Raw genomic sequence first — 16,839 nt, forward strand, 5'->3', positions numbered from 1 at the left:
AGAGCAAGTCGGCCACAGGCACCTCTCAGGACAGGTCACCGGGTTCGGTGACCGGGGACGACGTCACTGTGCGGTCCTGGGACCGCCTTTCCGAGGCCGGCTGATGGCGCCTTGACGCGTTCCTGACGGGCATTTACGCGGCCTTGATGGCCGGTGGCGGCGGTCACGCAAACGTTTGCCGCTTTTTCACCGCAGGTAGTGGGTCAGTGACAAGTGACACACCGTGTGATCGAACAAGTGCGGAACGTGCAATTCGGGCAGACAACGTCTTCGGGAGGTGTTACACCTGTGTTACCGATAGTTGTATCAGCTAAGCAATATTTTGGAGGGGCTATGTGCGGTATCGCCGGCTGGGTTTCCTACGACGCCGACCTCACCCGCCGCCAGGACGTCGTCGACGCCATGACCGGGACGATGGCCTGCCGCGGACCGGACGACTCGGGAACCTGGGTACGCCGGCACGTCGCGCTCGGCCACCGGCGGCTGGCCATCATCGACCTGCCGGGCGGCCGTCAGCCGATGACGGTGTCCACGCCGAACGGCGAGGTGGCGATGGTCTACAGCGGTGAGGCCTACAACTTCACCGAGCTGAAGGAAGAGCTCACGAAACTCGGCCACACCTGGGAAACCGACAGCGACACCGAAGTGGTGCTGCACGGCTACCTGCAGTGGGGCGACGCGGTCGTCGACCACCTCAACGGCATGTACGCCTTCGCGATCTGGGACGAGCGCGACGACCGGCTCGTGATGATCCGCGACCGGATGGGCATCAAGCCGTTCTACTACTACCCCACACCCGACGGCGTGCTGTTCGGCTCGGAGCCGAAGGCGATCCTGGCGAACCCGCTGGCACGCAAGGTCGTGGACAGCGACGGGCTGCGCGAGCTGATGGCGTTCACCAAGAAGCCCGGCTGGTCGCTGTGGAAGGGCATGGAAGAGGTCCAGCCGGGCACGATCGTGACGGTGTCGCGCGAAGGCGTCCGGACCCGCACGTACTGGAAGCTCGACGCGAAGCAGCACACCGACGACCAGGAGACGACGGTCGCCCGCGTGCGCGAGCTGATGACGGACATCGTGAACCGGCAGCTGGTCGCCGACGTCCCGCGTTGTGTCCTGCTGTCGGGCGGCCTGGACTCCAGCGCCGTCACCGGCCTGGCGGCCGCGCGGCTGGCCGAGCAGGGCGAGCAGCTGCGGACGTTCTCGGTCGATTTCTTCGGCCAGGAGGAGAACTTCAAGCCGGACGAGATGCGCGACACGGCGGACTCGCCGTTCGTGCGTGACGTCGCGTCGCTGGTGGGCTCGGCACACCAGGACGTCGTGCTCAACCCGGCCGAGCTGACCGACCCCGAGGTGCGGCGCGCGGTGCTGCGGGCCCGGGACATCCCGGCCGGGCTCGGCGACATGGACACGTCGCTGTACCTGCTGTTCAAGGCCATCCGCGGCGAGTCGACGGTGGCCCTGTCGGGCGAGTCGGCCGACGAGGTGTTCGGCGGCTACCGCTGGTTCTTCGACGAGGCGTCGGTCAACGCGGAGATGTTCCCGTGGATCGCCTTCCGCAGCGCGATGATGACCGACCGGACGTCGATCTACACGCCCGAGCTGATGGCGAAGATGAACCTGGAGTCCTACCTGCGGGACGAGTACCGCTCGGCGGTGGCTTCCGTGGAGCACCTGGACGGCGAGTCCGCGGTCGAGGCCCGCATGCGGACGATCTGCCACCTGCACCTGACCCGGTTCGTGCGGATGCTGCTGGACCGCAAGGACCGCGCGTCGATGGCGGTAGGCCTGGAGGTCCGCGTCCCGTTCTGCGACCACCGGCTGGTGGAGTACGTGTACAACACACCGTGGTCGCTGAAGACGTTCGACGGCCGCGAGAAGAGCCTGCTGCGGCACGCCACTTCGCACGTGTTGCCGGCGTCGGTCGCGCAGCGGGTGAAGAGCCCGTACCCGTCGACGCAGGACCCGGGCTACGCGGCGGCACTGCAGCAGCAGGCCAAGGAGGTCCTGGCCGAGCCGGGGCACGCGGTGTTCGACCTGGTCGACCGGTCGTGGACGCACCGGGTGTCCGAAGTGGACTCGGCGGCCATGGACCCGGCGGACCGGGTCGGCCTGGACCGGCTGCTCGACCTGTACCACTGGATCGAGATGTACTCCCCGGAGCTGCGGCTCGACTGAGGTACGCCGGCCGCCCGTCGTGAGTGAGAAACAGTGTTAGCACACTGTTTCTCACTCACCCCCCGCCCCGGCCGCCCCAACCAGCCCCCGCGCCCGACCGGCCGCGGCAGCCCCTCCGAGCCGCAGCTCCGCGGCAACCTCGTCGCCTTCGGTGGCGAGTGTCGCGCCCGTTTCGGCCAACAGCGCGCGGGCGCCGTGGTTGTCCGCCGTCGTCGAGGCGACGAACCTCGCGGCGCCGCTTTCCCGGGCCTCGGCCAGCAGCAAGGCCGTCACCTGCTTGCCGATCCCGCGGCCGCGGGCGTCGCGGGCCAGCCAGATGCCCGCCTCGACCGCGTCTCCGTGGGGTTCCAGGCGGGCCGCGCCGACTGCCGTGCCGTCGGCGTCGATCACCCACGTGCGCTCCACCGCCGTCGCCGGGTTCAACGAGCGGACGCGGTGGAACGCCAGGAACGCTTCGCGGCGGGTGGGCGTCCAGCCAGGCGGGCCGTCGACCGGGGGCATGACTTCGAGCGGATCCGCGCCGGCGACGGCCGCCTCCCGCAGTCTGGCGAGCGCGGCCTCGTCCAACGGCGTCAGCACGATCATGTCCGGATCTTCGCCGCCGGCGGCCGGACGCGCGAGCGGATTTCGCCCGGCAGCCGTGCCGGAGTCAGGCGGTGCGCGTCAACTCGCCCGCGAGCTGCCACGTCCGGCGGCGGTCTTCTTCGCGGGCGATGTCGGTGTAGGCCACGGTGATTTCGGTGGCGCCCGCCTCGGCGTAGCGACGCAGCCCGGCCGCGACCGTGGCCTCGTCGCCGATCAGTGCGAGTTCGACGGCGCGGTCGGCGCCCTCCATTTCGACGACACGGCGGTAGGACGGGATCGAGTCGTAGAAGGCCAGATGGGCGATGGCGGCGGCCCGGGCCTGGTCGACGTCGTCAGTCACGATGACGGGGACGGCGGCGATCACCTGCGGCGCGGGGCGGCCCGCGCGAGTGGCCACCTCGGTGATCCGGGGGACGATGTGTTCCGCGAGCGTGCGGGGTCCGGCCAGGAACGGCATCGTTCCGTCGGCCAGCTCGCCGGCCACGCGCAGTGCCTGCGGGCCCATGGCGGCCACGATCAGCGGGATCTCCGGTTCGGCGCCCGCCACCGCGGTGGGTCCGACCGGGTGCGACTTCAGGGTGGTGCCCTCGTAGGGCGTGACTTCGCCGGCGAGCAGCGGCCGGAGAGCGGTGAGGTATTCACGCAGGTGGGTGATCGGCGGCGGGTAGGGCAGGCCGTAGGCGTGCGTCAACAGGTCCGGGGCGCCGAGGCCGAGGCCCAGCCGGAAGCGGCCGTGGGTGGCCGCCTGGGCCGTCTTGGCCGCGGAGGCGAGCAGCTGCGGATGGCGTGGATGCATGGGGACGACGGCGGTGCCCACGGAGATGCGGGGCACCTCGCGGCCCACGACGGCCGCGAGGACGACGGCGTCGTGCGTGGCCGGCTGGTTGAACCAGACCGTGCCGATTCCCTGCTGTTCGGCTTCCCGGGCCAGTTCGGTGGCGCGGTCGGCGACGTTCTTGACGTCTTCTTCCGGGGCGAACGCGGGCATGGCTACTCCGACGCGCACGGGCTTCTCCTTCGCGATGTCAGTGACTGACATCAGGCTAGCACTCTGATGTCAGTCACTGACGTCACGTAGGATCCGGGCATGGGCAGATGGCAGCCGAACGCGTGCGGACGTCTGGCGCAGGCGGCGTTGGAGCTGTTCGGCGAGCGCGGTTACGAACAGACGACGGTGGCGGACATCGCCGGCCGGGCGGGACTGACCGAGCGGACCTACTTCCGGCACTACCCGGACAAGTGCGAGGTGATGTTCGGCAAAGCCGGCGAGCTGGAGCAGCGGTTCGCGTCGGCGGTTGCCGAAGCGCCGGATTCGCTGGCACCGATCGACGCGATAGCCGCGGGCCTCGATGCGGTGTCCCGGGAGTTCGCCGGACGCCGCGAGCACCGAGAGCGGCAGGCCGTCATCGCGGCGCACCCGGAACTCCGGGAACGGGAACTGACCAAGTACGCCGCGATGTCAGCCGCGCTCGCCGGCGCCCTGCACCGGCGTGGCGTGGCGGAGCCGACCGCGACCCTGGCCGCCGAAGCGGGGATCGCCGTCTTCAAGGTCGGCTTCGCCCGCTGGCTCGCGGCGGCCGAGGAACGCGAAATATCCGAGGTGATGCGGGAATCGCTGGACGAGCTCCAAGCCGTGACCGCGGGGCACGGCTGAGCCGGGAGAGCTCAGCGCCTGACCTCCGCCAGCTTCACCGGACGCCGTTCCCGGCGGGAGACCTCGCAAGCCTCCGCGATGTAGAACGCCTCCAACGCGTCCGCCGCCCCGCACGGCGACGGCGCCCGGCCCGCGACGACGTCCAGGAACGCGCGCAGCTCCGTCGTGTACGCCGGGCGGAAGCGCTCCATGAAGCCCGGGTACGCCGGCCCCGGCAGCGGCGCCACCCCCGGTTCGACCGACCGCAGCGGCGCCCGGTCGTCCAACCCGACCACCACGCCCGACACCGAGCCCAGCACGTCGAGGCGCACGTCGTACCCCGCGCCGTTGTAGCGGGTCATCGACACCGTGGCCAGGGTGCCGTCGTCCAGGGTGAGTGTCGCCGCCGCCGTGTCGACGTCGCCCGCGTCGACGAAGAACTGCTCGCCGCGGTTCGAGCCGATCGCGTACACCTCCTCGACCTCGCGGCCGCTGACCCAGCGGATGATGTCGAAGTCGTGGACGCCGCAGTCGCGGAACAACCCACCCGAGTGGGCCACGTACTCCGCCGGTGGGGGCGCCGGGTCGAACGTCGTCGCGCGCAGCGTGTGCAGCCAGCCCAGCTCGCCGGACGCGACCGCCGCCCGAGCTGCCGCGTAACCGGCGTCGAAGCGACGCTGGAAACCGATCTGGACCGGGACGTCCGACGTGCCGATCCGGTCGATCACCGCCAGGGTGCCCGGGATGTCCGCGGCCACCGGCTTCTCGCAGAACACCGGGATGCCCGCGTCGACCGCCGCGATGATCAGGCCGGGGTGCGCGTCGGTGGCCGCCGTGACGACCAAGCCGTCCAGCCCCGCGGCGAACAGCTCGTCGAGCGAAGCCGATTCGACACCGAGCTTCGCGGCGGCGGAAGCGGCGCGCGCGGTGTCGACGTCGGCCACGACGACCGACTCGACCTCCTCGAACCCCTTCAGCGTCTCCGCGTGCGCGGTGCCGATCCGGCCGGTGCCCGCCAGTCCCAACCTCATCGTGCAGCTCCTCCTGTCGCAGAAATCTCGGCAGTGGTCGCCCGGACCACCAGGGAAGGGTGCAGCAGGTGCCGGACCGGCTCCGTGCGTTCCCCGCGGACGCGCTCGATCAGCGCTTCGAAGGCCAGCCGGCCCATTTCGGTGCGCGGCTGGTCCACTGTGGTCAGTGAGAGGTGCCGCAGCGCGGCCAGCGACGTGTTGTCGTAGCCCACGACCGAGACGTCTTCCGGCACGCGCAACCCGGCTTCCTCCAGGGCCGAGATCGCCCCGACGGCGTTGAAGTCGTTGCCCGCCACCAAACCCGTGGGCAGATCGAGGCGCGAGTACGTCGCCAGCAGCTCGCGGACGGCCTTCTCGCCGCCGGTGTCGGTGTGCTCGCTGCGCACCACGATCGGCTCCAGCCCGTGGCCGCGCATCGCCGACTCGAAGCCGCGCCGCCGCTGGGCCGCCCCGGCCGCGCCGCCGCCGTCCAGGTGGGCGATGCGCCGGTGCCCCAGCCCGACGAGGTGGTCGACGGCCAGCGCCGAGCCCGCTTCGCCGTCGTCGTTCACCGTGTCCACTGTGGACGAGCGGATCGTCCGCGAGACCAGCACGACCGGGCACTGCTTGGCCGCGACCTGGATCGACGCCGCCGGAACGACCGGTGAAAGCAGGATGATCCCCGCCGGGCGGAAGGAAAGCAGGTTGTGCAGGGCGTTCCACTCGCGGGCAGGACTGCGGCCGCCCGTGTTGAGGATCAGGTCGAAGCCCGCGGCCTGCGCGGCCGCGTCCAGCCCCTCGACGACGTCGGCGAAGAACGCGTTGCGCAGGTCGTTCACCATCACGCCGAGCACCGTGGACGTGCGGCTGGCCAGCGACCGCGCCATCACGTGCGGCTGGTAGCCCAGCTCCTCGGCCGCGCGCAGGACCGCGGCGCGCCGGGCCTCGGAGACCTTCGGCGAATTGTTCATCACCAGGGAGACCAGTGCGCGGGAAACTCCCGCCCGCGCGGCGACGTCCTCCATCGTCGGACGCACGACCCCACCTCCCCTGATCTCGGAAAACTCGGCCTTGACTTTGCTGTGACCGACGCTACAAGATTGGAGCGCTCTAATCAATAGAGCGCTCCAACGGACCAACGGAGGCCCCTTGTGACAGCGACGATCCGCGTGGCCGCCGCCCCGATCTCCTGGGGCGTCTGCGAAGTACCGGGCTGGGGCCGGGTGCTCGACGCGGCGACCGTGCTCGGGGAGATGGCATCCCTCGGCGTGCGGGCCACCGAACTGGGCCCGCCCGGGTACCTCCCCCGCGACCCGGCCGAGCTGCGGACGCTGCTGGACGGGTACGGCCTCACGCTCGTCGGCGGCTTCCTCGCCGTCGTCCTCCACACCGACCAGGAGAACGCGCTCAAGGAAGCCGAGGAATCGGCCGCGCTCTTCGCCGCCTGCGGGGGTGACGTCCTCGTCCTCGCCGCCGCCACCGGCCTCGACGGTTACGACGACCGCCCGCAGCTCACCGACGCCGAGTGGGCGACGCTCGTCGACACCGCGGGCAAGATCCGCGACATCGCGGCCGGCCACGGGCTGCGCACGGTGCTGCACCCGCACGTCGGGACGCACGTCGAGCAGCAGGCCGAGGTCGAACGCTTCCTCGCCGGCTCCGATCTCGGCTTGTGCCTCGACACCGGGCACCTGATGATCGGCGGGACGGATCCGGTCGAGCTGGCGAAGCGGTACCCCGAACGGGTGGGGCACGTGCATCTCAAGGACGTCCGGGCCGACCTGGCGGCGGAGGTCCGCGCGGGGCGGCTCGGCTACACCGACGCGGTCGGGCGGGGCATCTACACCCCGCTCGGCGAGGGCGACGTGGACGTGGCGGCGATGGTGCGCTCCGTCCAGGCCGCCGGCTACGACGGCTGGTACGTCCTCGAACAGGACACCGCCCTCGGCGAGGAGAGCCCCGACGACCTACCCCGGCGGGACACCGAGCGCAGCCTGGCCCACCTCGCGAAGATCACCGACTCCCTCTGAAACCTGGTCCCAAAGGAGTGACTGTGTTCCCTCTCAAGAAGCTGGCCGGTGTGGCGGCGATCGCCGCCGCCGGGCTGGTCCTCGCCGCCTGCAGCGGCCCGACGGCCGACAACTCGAGCACCAGCGCCAGCGGCAGCTCGCCGGCCGCCGCGCCGAGCTCGGGCGGCCCGCTCAAGGTCGCCGTCGTCACCCACGGCAGCGCCGGTGACGCCTTCTGGAACGTCGTGAAGAACGGTGCCGAGCAGGCGGGCAAGGATCTCGGCGTCGGCGTCGACTACTTCTCCGACGGCGACCCGGGCAACCAGGCCCGGCTGATCGACAACGCCGTCGCGCAGAAGGTCGGCGGCCTGGTCGTCTCGATGGCGAACCCGCAGGCACTGCAGACGTCGATCCAGAACGCCGTCAAGGCCGGCATCCCGGTCATCACCATCAACTCCGGCGAGGACTTCAGTTCCCAGTTCGGCGCGATCGCGCACGTCGGCCAGAGCGAGGGCCTCGCGGGCCAGGGCGCCGGCCAACGGCTCAAGGCGGCAGGCAAGACCAAGCTGCTGTGCGTCATCCACGAAGCCGGCAACATCGGCCAGAACCAGCGTTGCGACGGCGCGAAGCAGACCTTCGGCAACGTCACCACGCTGCAGGTCGACATCTCCAACCCGACCGACGCGCAGGCCCGGATCCGCGGCGCCCTGCAGTCCGACCCCTCGATCGACGCCGTGCTGGCGCTGAACTCGCAGGTCGCCGCCCGCGCCGTCGCCGCCGCGAAGGAAGCGAGCTCCAAGGCCCAGGTCGCCACGTTCGACCTGAACGCCGACGTCGTCGCGGCCATCAAGGACGGCAGCATCCTCTTCGCCGTCGACCAGCAGCAGTACGAGCAGGGCTACCTGCCGATCGTGTTCCTCAAGCTGTACAAGGAAAACGGCAACACCATCGGCGGCGGCAAGCCCGTGCAGACCGGCCCCGGCTTCGTCGACAAGAGCAACATCGACACCGTGGCCCCGTACGCGCAGCGCGGCACGCGATGACCGCAGCGATCCAGGCACAGCCCGACGAGCGCGTCGCCAAGAAGGGGCTGATGGACCGCCTGGTCGTCCGCCCCGAAATCGGCGCGCTCCTCGGCGCGGTGCTGGTCTTCGTCTTCTTCTCCGTCGTCACCGGCCAGTTCCTCAGCCCGCTGGGCGTGGCGACCTGGCTCGACGACTCCTCGACGCTGGGCATCATGGCCGTCGTGGTCGCGCTGCTCATGGTCGGCGGCGAGTTCGACCTGTCGGCGGGCGTGCTGACGGCGTCGACGTCGCTGGTCACCGCGATCCTGGCGACGCAGGCGGGCTGGAACGTCTGGCTGGCGCTGCTGGCCTCGCTGGCCTTCGCGCTCGGCGTCGGCGCGTTCAACGGCTGGCTGGTCATGAAGACCGGGCTGCCCAGCTTCATCGTCACGCTGGGGTCGTTCCTGGCCCTGCAGGGGCTCAACCTCGGCGTGACGCGGCTGGTCACCAACACCGTCCAGGTCTCCGGCATGCGCTCGACCAGCGGCTACGAGTCGGCCGGCGCCCTGTTCGCCTCGACGTTCGACATCGGCGGCACGGAGTTCCAGTCCTCGATCGTCTGGTGGATCGTCGTGACGGCGATCGCCGCGTGGCTGCTCGTGCGCACCCGCTTCGGCAACTGGATCTTCGCGGTCGGCGGGTCGCAGGTGTCGGCCCGCTCGGTCGGCGTGCCCGTGGTGCGCACGAAGATCCTGCTGTTCATGGGCACCGCGCTCGGCGCGTGGCTGGTCGGCTCGATCAACATCCTGCGCTTCGCCAGCGTGCAGGCCAACCAGGGCATCGGGCTGGAGTTCCAGTACATCATCGCGGCGGTGATCGGCGGCTGCCTGCTCACCGGCGGGTTCGGCTCGGCGGTGGGCGCGGCGATCGGCGCGCTGATCTTCGGCATGGCGCGCCAGGGCATCGTGTTCGCGCAGTGGAACAGCGACTGGTTCATGCTGTTCCTCGGCGTCATGCTGCTGGCCGCGGTCCTGGTGAACAACGCCTTCCGGCGCCGCGCGGAGAGGGTACGCCGATGAGCTTGCTGGAAGTGAAGGACATCGGGAAGACGTACGGCAGCGTCATCGCGCTACGCGATGTGTCCACTGTGGTCAACGCCGGCGAGGTCACCTGCGTGCTCGGCGACAACGGCGCCGGGAAGTCCACGCTGATCAAGATCCTGGCCGGCGTGCACCAGCACGACCGCGGCGAGTTCCTCGTCGAGGGCGAGCCGGTCAGGTTCGCTTCGCCGCGCGAGGCCCTGGATCGCGGCATCGCGACCGTGTACCAGGACCTCGCCGTGGTGCCGCTGATGAGCGTCTGGCGCAACTTCTTCCTCGGCTCCGAGCCGACGACGGGGTTCGGGCCGTTCAAGATGCTCGACCGCAAGAAGGGCCGCGAGACGACGAAGAAGGCGTTGTCCGACATGGGCATCGACCTTCGCGACGTCGAGCAGCCGGTCGGGACGCTGTCCGGCGGTGAACGTCAGTGCGTCGCGATCGCCCGCGCGGTGTACTTCGGCGCGAAGGTGCTGATCCTCGACGAGCCGACGGCGGCACTCGGCGTCAAGCAGGCCGGGGTGGTGCTGAAGTACGTCGCCCAGGCCCGGGACCGCGGGCTCGGCGTCGTGCTGATCACGCACAACCCACACCACGCCTATCCGGTGGCCGACCGGTTCCTGCTGCTCAAGCGGGGTGCCGCGCTCGGGCACTACGAGAAGTCCGAGATCGACATCGGCGAGCTGACCCGGCAGATGGCGGGCGGGGCCGAACTGGAAGCCCTCGAACACGAGCTGCGGCAGGTGGAGAAGAAGTGAGTCCCGCCGACGCACTCTTTCCCGCGGAGGCGGCATGACCATTGAGGCACTGACGATCGGCCGGGTGGGGGTGGATCTGTACCCCGAGCAGAGCGGCGTGCCCCTGGCCGGGGTCAGCACGTTCGCCAAGTCGCTCGGCGGCACCGCGACCAACGTCGCGGTCGCCGCCGCGCGGCTCGGCCGGCGCACGGCGGTGCTCACCAAGGTCGGCCCGGACGGCTTCGGCGACTACGTCCGGCAGGCCCTCGACGGCTTCGGCGTCTCGCCGGAGTTCGTGGGCACCTCGCCGGACCTGCAGACACCGGTGGTGTTCTGCGAGCTGAACCCGCCCGCGGACCCGCCGCTGCTGTTCTACCGCTCCCCCATCGCCCCCGACCTCACGCTCACCGACGAAGACGTGCCGTGGGACGTCGTCGCATCGGTGCCGCTGCTGTGGGTCACCGGCACCGGCGTGTCCGTCGAACCGGCGCGGGCGACCCAGCGGAAGATCCTCGAGGCCCGCGGCCGGCGCGAGCACACCGTCCTGGACCTCGACTACCGGCCGATGTTCTGGCCATCGGTCGAGCAGGCCCGCGCCGAGATCGGCGGGATGCTCGACCACGTCACGGTCGCCGTCGGCAACCGCACGGAGGTGGAGGTCGCCGTCGGCACCGCGGACCCGGACACGGCCGCCGACCGGATGCTGGAGCGCGGGCTGCGCCTGGCGGTGATCAAGAAGGGCGCCGAAGGTGTGCTGGTGGCGACCCCGGACGGCCGCTGGACGGTGTCACCCCGGCGCGTCGAGGTCGTCTGCGGCCTCGGGGCGGGTGACGGCTTCGGCGGTGCCCTGATCCACGGTCTGCTGTCGGGCTGGGACCCGGTCCGCATCGCGGAGTACGCGAACGCCGCGGGCGCGCTCGTCGCGTCCCGGCTGGCCTGCGCCGACGCGATGCCGACCGCGGGGGAGATCGAGGAGCTGCTGTGATCCTCACGGACGAACGCTGGCAGAAGCTCCTGGCGGTCCGCGCCACGAACCCGGGTGCGGTCCGGCAGGCGTACGCGACCCGCAAACGGCGTCCGCAGCTGCTGTCCGACCAGGGCACGCTGTTCCTGATCGCCGCCGACCACGGTGCCGGCGACGACCGGCGGGCGCTGCTGGAGCGACTGCTCGTCGCGCTGGCGGACCCGGCCGTCGACGGCGTCATCGGCACCCCGGACATCGTCGAGGAACTGCTCCTGCTCGGCGCGCTGCACGACAAGGTCGTCTTCGGGTCGATGAACCCCGGCGACGGGTTCACCGGCTACGACGCCCGCACGCTGGTCGACTGCGGCCTCGACGGCGGCAAGCTGCGCCTGGCCGGCGCCGCCCCCAACCTGCAGGCCTGCGCCGACGCCGTCACCGAGCTGGCCGCGTACGGCCTGGTCGCCATGATCGAGCTGCCGGAGGCCCCGGCGCGGGCGGTCACCGTCGCGGCCGGCCTCGGGACGACGTCGGCGCACACCTGGCTGAAGCTGCCGTCCACCATTTCCGCCGCCGTCCTGGGCGCCACGACGCTGCCGGTGGTGCTCGACGGCGTGCCACCGGACCGGATGCTGTCGCACCCGGTCGTCCGCGGCCTGGTCATGGGCCCCACCCAGCTCGGCGGAAATGCCGAGGCTGCCGTCGAAGCCGCCGCGAAGATACTGGAGGCCGCGAAGTGAGCAAGCTGCACCGTCCACTCGGGACACTGTCCGACGACGCCGACCCGGTCCGGCTGACCCCGGACACCGCGGGCTGGCGGTACTCCGGGCTGCGGGTGCTGTCCCTGGCTCCCGGCGAGACGCGGATCCTGCACACCGGCGAGTTCGAGGCGTTCGTGCTGCCCCTGGCCGGTTCCGCGACCGTCCGGGTCGACGGCGAGGTCTTCGCACTCCGCGGCCGCGACTCGGTCTTCACGCGGGTGACGGACTTCGCGTACGTGCCTCGGGAGGCCGAAGTCGAGTTGTCGACAACGGACGGCCTCGAGGTCGCGCTGCCGATGGCGCGCTGCACCCGGCGTCTCGACCCCAAGTACGGACCGGCGGAGAACGTGCCGGTCGAGGTGCGCGGCGCCGGCCAGGCCACGCGGCAGGTGACCAACTTCGGCGTGCCCGGCGTGTGGGACCACGCCGACAAGCTCAACGCGTGCGAGCTGATCACCCCGGGCGGCAACTGGTCGTCCTACCCGCCGCACAAGCACGACGAAGCGACCGAGTGCGAGGTCGTCAACGAGGAGATCTACTACTTCCGCATCGCCGGCCGCGACGGCGTGACGCCGTCCCGCGAGGGCTTCGGCCTGCACCGGACGTACACGAGCGACGGCGAGCTGGACGAGGACGTCGCCGTGCGCGACCACGACGTCTTCCTCATCCCGCGCGGCTACCACGGGCCGTGCGTGGCCGCGCCGGGCTACCCGATGTACTACCTGAACGTCCTGGCCGGACCGGCCGACGAGCGGTCCATGGCGTTCTGCGACGACCCGGCGCACGGCTGGGTCCGCGACACGTGGGCAACGCAGGAACTCGACCCGCGGTGTCCGGTCACGAGTCACGAAGGGCGTATTCAGTGAAGCTGACGACGGCTCAGGCGCTGGTCCGCTGGATCCTCGCCCAGCGCTCGGAAACCCTCGACGGCCGCGAAGTCCCGCTGTTCCCCGGCGTGTTCGCGATCTTCGGGCACGGCAACGTCCTCGGTCTCGGCACCGCGCTGGAAGAACACCGCGGCGACATCCCGGTGTGGCGCGGGCACACCGAGCAGGGCATGGCGCTGGCCGCGGTCGGGTACGCGAAGGCCACGCACCGGCGGCAGGTCGGCGTCGTGACGTCGTCGATCGGGCCGGGCGCGCTGAACATGGTCACCGCGGCCGGCGTCGCCCACGCGAACCGGCTGCCGGTGCTGCTGCTGCCGGGCGACACGTTCACCAACCGGGCGCCGGACCCGGTGCTGCAGCAGATCGAGCCGTTCGGCGACGCGACCGCGACGGTCAACGACGCCTTCCGCGCGGTCTCGCGTTACTTCGACCGGATCACCAGGCCCGAACAGCTGATCTCGACGCTGCCGCAGGTCGCGCGGGTGCTCACGGACCCGGCCGACGCCGGGCCGGTGACCCTCGCGCTGCCGCAGGACGTCCAGGCGGAGACGTACGACTTCCCGGAGGCGCTGTTCGAGCCGGTGACGCACCGGCCGCCGCGCCCACGCCCGGACCGCCGGTCGGTCACCGAGGCGGCCGGGGTGCTGCGTGCGGCGAAGCGGCCGCTGCTGGTGCTCGGCGGCGGCGTCCGGTACTCGGGCGCCGGAAAGCGCGCGCTGGAGTTCGCGGAACGACACGGAATCCCGCTCGTGGAGACGACGGCGGGCCGCACGCTGGTGCCGCACGAACACCCGCTGCACGCCGGGCCGCTGGGCATCGCCGGTTCGACGTCGGCGAACGTCGTCGCGGCGGCCGCGGACGTCGTGTTCGCGGTCGGGACGCGGCTGCAGGACTTCACGACGGCGTCCTGGACGGTCTTCTCCCCCGACGTCCGGCTGGTGTCGCTCAACGCGGCCCGGTTCGACGCGGTCAAGCACGGCGCGCTCTCGGTGGTCGGGGACGCCGACGCGGGGCTGGCTGATCTCGCCGCCCAGCTGGAGAGCTGGCGGGTCGACACGGACTGGACGTCACGCGCCGCGGCCGAGCGGGCTTCCTGGGACGCGCACATCGACTCGCTGCGTTCGCCGGCGGCGGAGGTTCCTTCCTACGCGCAGGTCGTCGGGGTGGTCAACGACCTTTCCGCCGCCGACGACTACGTGATGACGGCGTCGGGCGGACTGCCGGGTGAGCTGATCGGCGGCTGGCGTGGGTCCGGTTCGGTCTCGATGGACGTCGAGTACGGGTTTTCCTGCATGGGGTACGAGCTGTCCGGCGCGTGGGGCGCCGCGATCGCCCACCCGGGCCTGGTCACGACGCTGCTGGGCGACGGCTCGTACCTGATGCTGAACTCGGAGCTGTTCTCGGCCGCGTTCGCCGGTCACCCGTTCGTCGCCGTGGTCTGCGACAACGACGGGTACGCCGTCATCGCGCGACTGCAGGAAGGCCAGGGCGGGAAGCCGTTCAACAACTTCTACGCCGACTGCACGACTTCGCACGCTTCGCCGCCGCGGGTCGACTTCGCGCGCCACGCGGAGTCACTGGGCTGCGTGGTGTTCACCGCGTCCACTGTGGACTCTCTGCGTGCGGCGTACGCGTCGGCTCGCGAAGCCGCTGTCTCGGAGCAGCGTCCGGCAGTGGTCGTGGTGAAGACGCAGCCGTCGAGCTGGACCGAGGCCGGGGCGTGGTGGGAGGTCGGTGTGCCCGAGCACCTGTCCGGGCGCGACGGCTACGAGCGCGGGAAGGGCGGCCAGGTGCGTTACCTCGGGTCCTGAGTGACGGCCGGCGACGCCGCCCCGGCCACCACCTGCCGGGGCGCGCCGGAGCCGTCCGCCGCGACGGCCCAGACGGCGTTCTCCAGCCCGTACAGGATGGTCCGGTCGTCCTGCCAGAGGGCCTGGTCGTCGACGCTGCGGGTCTCGGCTGGTTCGGTCTCCTTCAGCGTCCCGAGGTCCAGCACGGACAGCCGCCAGACGCCGTCGGCGACCTTCTTCTTGAAGGCGACCCGCTTGCCGTCCGGGGACAGCGACGGGCATTCGACGTTCTCGCGGAGGGTCCTGCCCCGGTAGCGGCCGTAGTCGGCCTCGACGAGGTACGTCTTGCCCTTGCTGCCGAGGGTGGCGTAGAAGCGGTTGCCGTCGGGGGCGAAGGTGATGCCCCAGTAGTTGACGTCGTGCGCGAAGTACCGCTTGCCCTCGACGAACACCGGAAGTTCTTCGATCGTCTTGACCAGCCGTCCGGTCTCGACCTCGTAGAGCCCGGCGCGGGTCGAGAAACCGGTCTGCGCGTACGAGTCACCCGTGACGAACAGCGTCCAGTAGACGCGCTTGCCGTCCGGGGAGACGCGTGCGCGGCTCGGCGTGCCAGGCAGGGTTTCGGTGTGGCGGACGGCGAGGTGGTCGTCGAGGACGAGGACGTCGGTGATCGCCGGGAGCGTGCCGGGCCGGACCGCCAGGCACACCGCCGTCTGCTTCGCCACCGCGAACCGGTCGCACTTCAGGCCGCTGAGCTGCGGTTTCCGGTCAGCCAGGCCGAGCGGGACGGCGCCGACGCGGCCGGTGGCGGTGTCGCGGAACAGCAGCTGTCCCGGGGCGAGGGTGACCGCGGCGGCGGGTTCGGCGTCCGCCGTGCCGTGGCGGGCACTGACCGTGTAGGTGACGGCGGCGGCGACCAGGAGGGCCGTGCCGGTGAGGGCGAGGACGAGTTTCTTCACGGGCGCACCGGTTTCGCGAAGGCGGCGGCGAGGGCGACGACGGCCAGGCAGGCCGCGGCGACGAGCACCGCGGGCCGCAGGTCCCACAGCGTCCACGCCAGTCCGAAGAGGACGGAGGAGAGCATCCGGGCCACGGCCTGGCCCGTCTGCACCACGGCCAGCCCGGTGGCGCGCAGGCCGGCCGGGACGATCGGGCCGGCGGCGGCCATCAGGACGCCGTCGGTGGCCGCGTAGAACACACCGTGCAGGCCGAGGGCGACCACGGCGAGCCAGAGCCCGGCCTGCGGGCCGCAGAGCAGCACCAGGGCCAGGCACAGCGCCGCGTGGCCGCCGAGGAACACCGGCCAGCGGCCGACGCGGTCGGCGAGCTTGCCGAGCGGCACGGCGAGCAGCAGGTAGACCCCGGCGGTGCCGAGCGGCAGCAGCGGGAAGTACGTCGCCGCGATCTCCCAGCGCCGCTGCAGGACGAGGTAGACGAACGAGTCGCCGACCGTCACCAGGCCGAGCAGGGCCGCCCAGAGCGTCACGCGCCGGAAGTCCCGCTGCTTCAGCAGGCCGAGCGCGGCTCGGGCGGACACCGCCGCGCGGTCGACGCCGCCGGGCCGGTCGCGGACGAACAGGGTGAGCAGCAGCACGGCGATGGCGGCGACGCAGAAGCTGGTGACGAACACGCTGTCGTAGCTGCCGAAGCTCAGCGCGAGCACCGCCATGGCGACCAGCGGGCCGAGGAAGGCGCCGACGGTGTCCATGGCCCGGTGCACCCCGAACGACCGGCCGAGGGTGGCCGGCTCGCTGCTCAGCGAGATGAGCGCGTCACGCGGGCCGGTGCGCAGCCCTTTGCCGGTGCGGTCGGCGGCGAGGACCAGGCCGATGGCCGCGACCGAGGAACCGGCCGCGACCAGGCCGAGCTTGCACACCGCGGACAAGCCGTACCCGAACCCGGCGACGGCCTTGAGCCGCCGCCACCGGTCGGCGAGGTGCCCGCCGAGTACCCGCACGACCGCGGTGGCGCCGGCGTAGAGGCCGTCGAGCAGCCCGAACTGCAGCGGGTTGAGGCCGAGGCCGAGCACCAGGTAGAGCGGGAGGACGGCGGTGACCATCTCCGACGAGATGTCGGTGACGAGGCTGACCATGCCGAGCGCCACCACGTTGGCGGACACCCGCTTGAGTGCCGGCTTGCGGTCGGTGCCCGATGCCAGGTCCGAGGTACGGCTTGCCGCGATGTACATGG

At 71.4% G+C, this 16,839-nt stretch carries 16 protein-coding genes; 10 read left to right on the forward strand and 6 right to left on the reverse strand.

Annotation, left to right across the window (positions count from 1 at the left end):
* The first annotated feature begins 333 nt into the window (after positions 1–333).
* The gene (gene asnB / locus I4Q55_RS11880) at positions 334–2,175 is read left to right on the forward strand and encodes an asparagine synthase (glutamine-hydrolyzing) (RefSeq protein WP_206787140.1); all 1,842 of its coding nucleotides are present in this window, start codon (positions 334–336) and stop codon (positions 2,173–2,175) included.
* Between the two features lie 51 nt (positions 2,176–2,226).
* Here asnB and I4Q55_RS11885 read toward each other — a convergent pair whose 3' ends face one another.
* Together I4Q55_RS11885 and I4Q55_RS11890 are read right to left on the reverse strand one after the other, a co-directional pair.
* Positions 2,227–2,760 (reverse strand): GNAT family N-acetyltransferase, encoded by a 534-nt coding sequence (locus tag I4Q55_RS11885; protein ID WP_206787144.1) that lies wholly within the window; start codon positions 2,758–2,760, stop codon positions 2,227–2,229.
* A gap of 64 nt (positions 2,761–2,824) precedes the next feature.
* Positions 2,825–3,799 (reverse strand): TIGR03564 family F420-dependent LLM class oxidoreductase, encoded by a 975-nt coding sequence (locus tag I4Q55_RS11890; protein WP_242545753.1) that lies wholly within the window; start codon positions 3,797–3,799, stop codon positions 2,825–2,827.
* A 48-nt stretch (positions 3,800–3,847) separates the two neighbouring features.
* Here I4Q55_RS11890 and I4Q55_RS11895 point away from each other — a divergent pair, with 48 nt between their 5' ends.
* The gene (locus I4Q55_RS11895) at positions 3,848–4,414 is read left to right on the forward strand and encodes a TetR/AcrR family transcriptional regulator (protein ID WP_206787146.1); all 567 of its coding nucleotides are present in this window, start codon (positions 3,848–3,850) and stop codon (positions 4,412–4,414) included.
* 11 nt (positions 4,415–4,425) lie between these two features.
* Here the strand turns inward: I4Q55_RS11895 and I4Q55_RS11900 are convergent, their stop codons facing one another.
* Together I4Q55_RS11900 and I4Q55_RS11905 are read right to left on the reverse strand one after the other, a co-directional pair.
* A complete protein-coding gene (locus I4Q55_RS11900) occupies positions 4,426–5,424 on the reverse strand; it encodes a Gfo/Idh/MocA family oxidoreductase (RefSeq protein WP_206787148.1) in 999 nt (332 codons plus the stop codon).
* On the reverse strand, positions 5,421–6,428 hold the full coding sequence (locus I4Q55_RS11905; protein ID WP_206787443.1) for a LacI family DNA-binding transcriptional regulator: 1,008 nt from the start codon (positions 6,426–6,428) through the stop codon (positions 5,421–5,423). The genes I4Q55_RS11900 and I4Q55_RS11905 overlap by 4 nt, the downstream gene beginning before the upstream one ends.
* Before the next feature lie 126 nt (positions 6,429–6,554).
* Here I4Q55_RS11905 and I4Q55_RS11910 point away from each other — a divergent pair, with 126 nt between their 5' ends.
* The 8 genes from I4Q55_RS11910 to iolD are packed head-to-tail and all read left to right on the forward strand — an operon-like array spanning position 6,555 to position 14,670.
* Positions 6,555–7,433: a TIM barrel protein gene (locus I4Q55_RS11910; protein ID WP_206787150.1), complete on the forward strand. Its 879-nt coding sequence runs from the start codon at positions 6,555–6,557 to the stop codon at positions 7,431–7,433.
* Between the two features lie 23 nt (positions 7,434–7,456).
* Positions 7,457–8,455: a sugar ABC transporter substrate-binding protein gene (locus I4Q55_RS11915; protein WP_206787152.1), complete on the forward strand. Its 999-nt coding sequence runs from the start codon at positions 7,457–7,459 to the stop codon at positions 8,453–8,455.
* On the forward strand, positions 8,452–9,495 hold the full coding sequence (locus I4Q55_RS11920) for an ABC transporter permease (protein WP_206787154.1): 1,044 nt from the start codon (positions 8,452–8,454) through the stop codon (positions 9,493–9,495). Before I4Q55_RS11915 ends, I4Q55_RS11920 begins: the two co-directional genes overlap by 4 nt.
* Positions 9,492–10,271 carry an ATP-binding cassette domain-containing protein gene (locus I4Q55_RS11925; RefSeq protein WP_206787156.1) on the forward strand — a complete coding sequence of 260 codons (780 nt, stop codon included), beginning with the start codon at positions 9,492–9,494 and terminating at the stop codon, positions 10,269–10,271. The genes I4Q55_RS11920 and I4Q55_RS11925 overlap by 4 nt, the downstream gene beginning before the upstream one ends.
* Before the next feature lie 34 nt (positions 10,272–10,305).
* On the forward strand, positions 10,306–11,235 hold the full coding sequence (iolC, locus tag I4Q55_RS11930) for a 5-dehydro-2-deoxygluconokinase (RefSeq protein WP_206787158.1): 930 nt from the start codon (positions 10,306–10,308) through the stop codon (positions 11,233–11,235).
* A complete protein-coding gene (locus I4Q55_RS11935; RefSeq protein ID WP_206787160.1) occupies positions 11,232–11,951 on the forward strand; it encodes an aldolase in 720 nt (239 codons plus the stop codon). The genes iolC and I4Q55_RS11935 overlap by 4 nt, the downstream gene beginning before the upstream one ends.
* On the forward strand, positions 11,948–12,838 hold the full coding sequence (gene iolB, locus I4Q55_RS11940) for a 5-deoxy-glucuronate isomerase (protein ID WP_206787164.1): 891 nt from the start codon (positions 11,948–11,950) through the stop codon (positions 12,836–12,838). Before I4Q55_RS11935 ends, iolB begins: the two co-directional genes overlap by 4 nt.
* The gene (gene iolD / locus I4Q55_RS11945; protein WP_206787165.1) at positions 12,835–14,670 is read left to right on the forward strand and encodes a 3D-(3,5/4)-trihydroxycyclohexane-1,2-dione acylhydrolase (decyclizing); all 1,836 of its coding nucleotides are present in this window, start codon (positions 12,835–12,837) and stop codon (positions 14,668–14,670) included. Before iolB ends, iolD begins: the two co-directional genes overlap by 4 nt.
* Here the strand turns inward: iolD and I4Q55_RS11950 are convergent.
* Together I4Q55_RS11950 and I4Q55_RS11955 are read right to left on the reverse strand one after the other, a co-directional pair.
* Positions 14,655–15,608 (reverse strand): PD40 domain-containing protein, encoded by a 954-nt coding sequence (locus I4Q55_RS11950; protein WP_206787166.1) that lies wholly within the window; start codon positions 15,606–15,608, stop codon positions 14,655–14,657. The two genes, iolD and I4Q55_RS11950, sit on opposite strands and share 16 nt — an antisense overlap.
* Positions 15,605–16,837 (reverse strand): MFS transporter, encoded by a 1,233-nt coding sequence (locus I4Q55_RS11955; RefSeq protein WP_206787167.1) that lies wholly within the window; start codon positions 16,835–16,837, stop codon positions 15,605–15,607. Before I4Q55_RS11955 ends, I4Q55_RS11950 begins: the two co-directional genes overlap by 4 nt.
* Between the last annotated feature and the right edge of the window lie 2 nt (positions 16,838–16,839).

Origin of the sequence: Amycolatopsis sp. MtRt-6 (assembly GCF_017308975.1) — a bacterium.
Lineage (GTDB): Bacteria > Actinomycetota > Actinomycetes > Mycobacteriales > Pseudonocardiaceae > Amycolatopsis.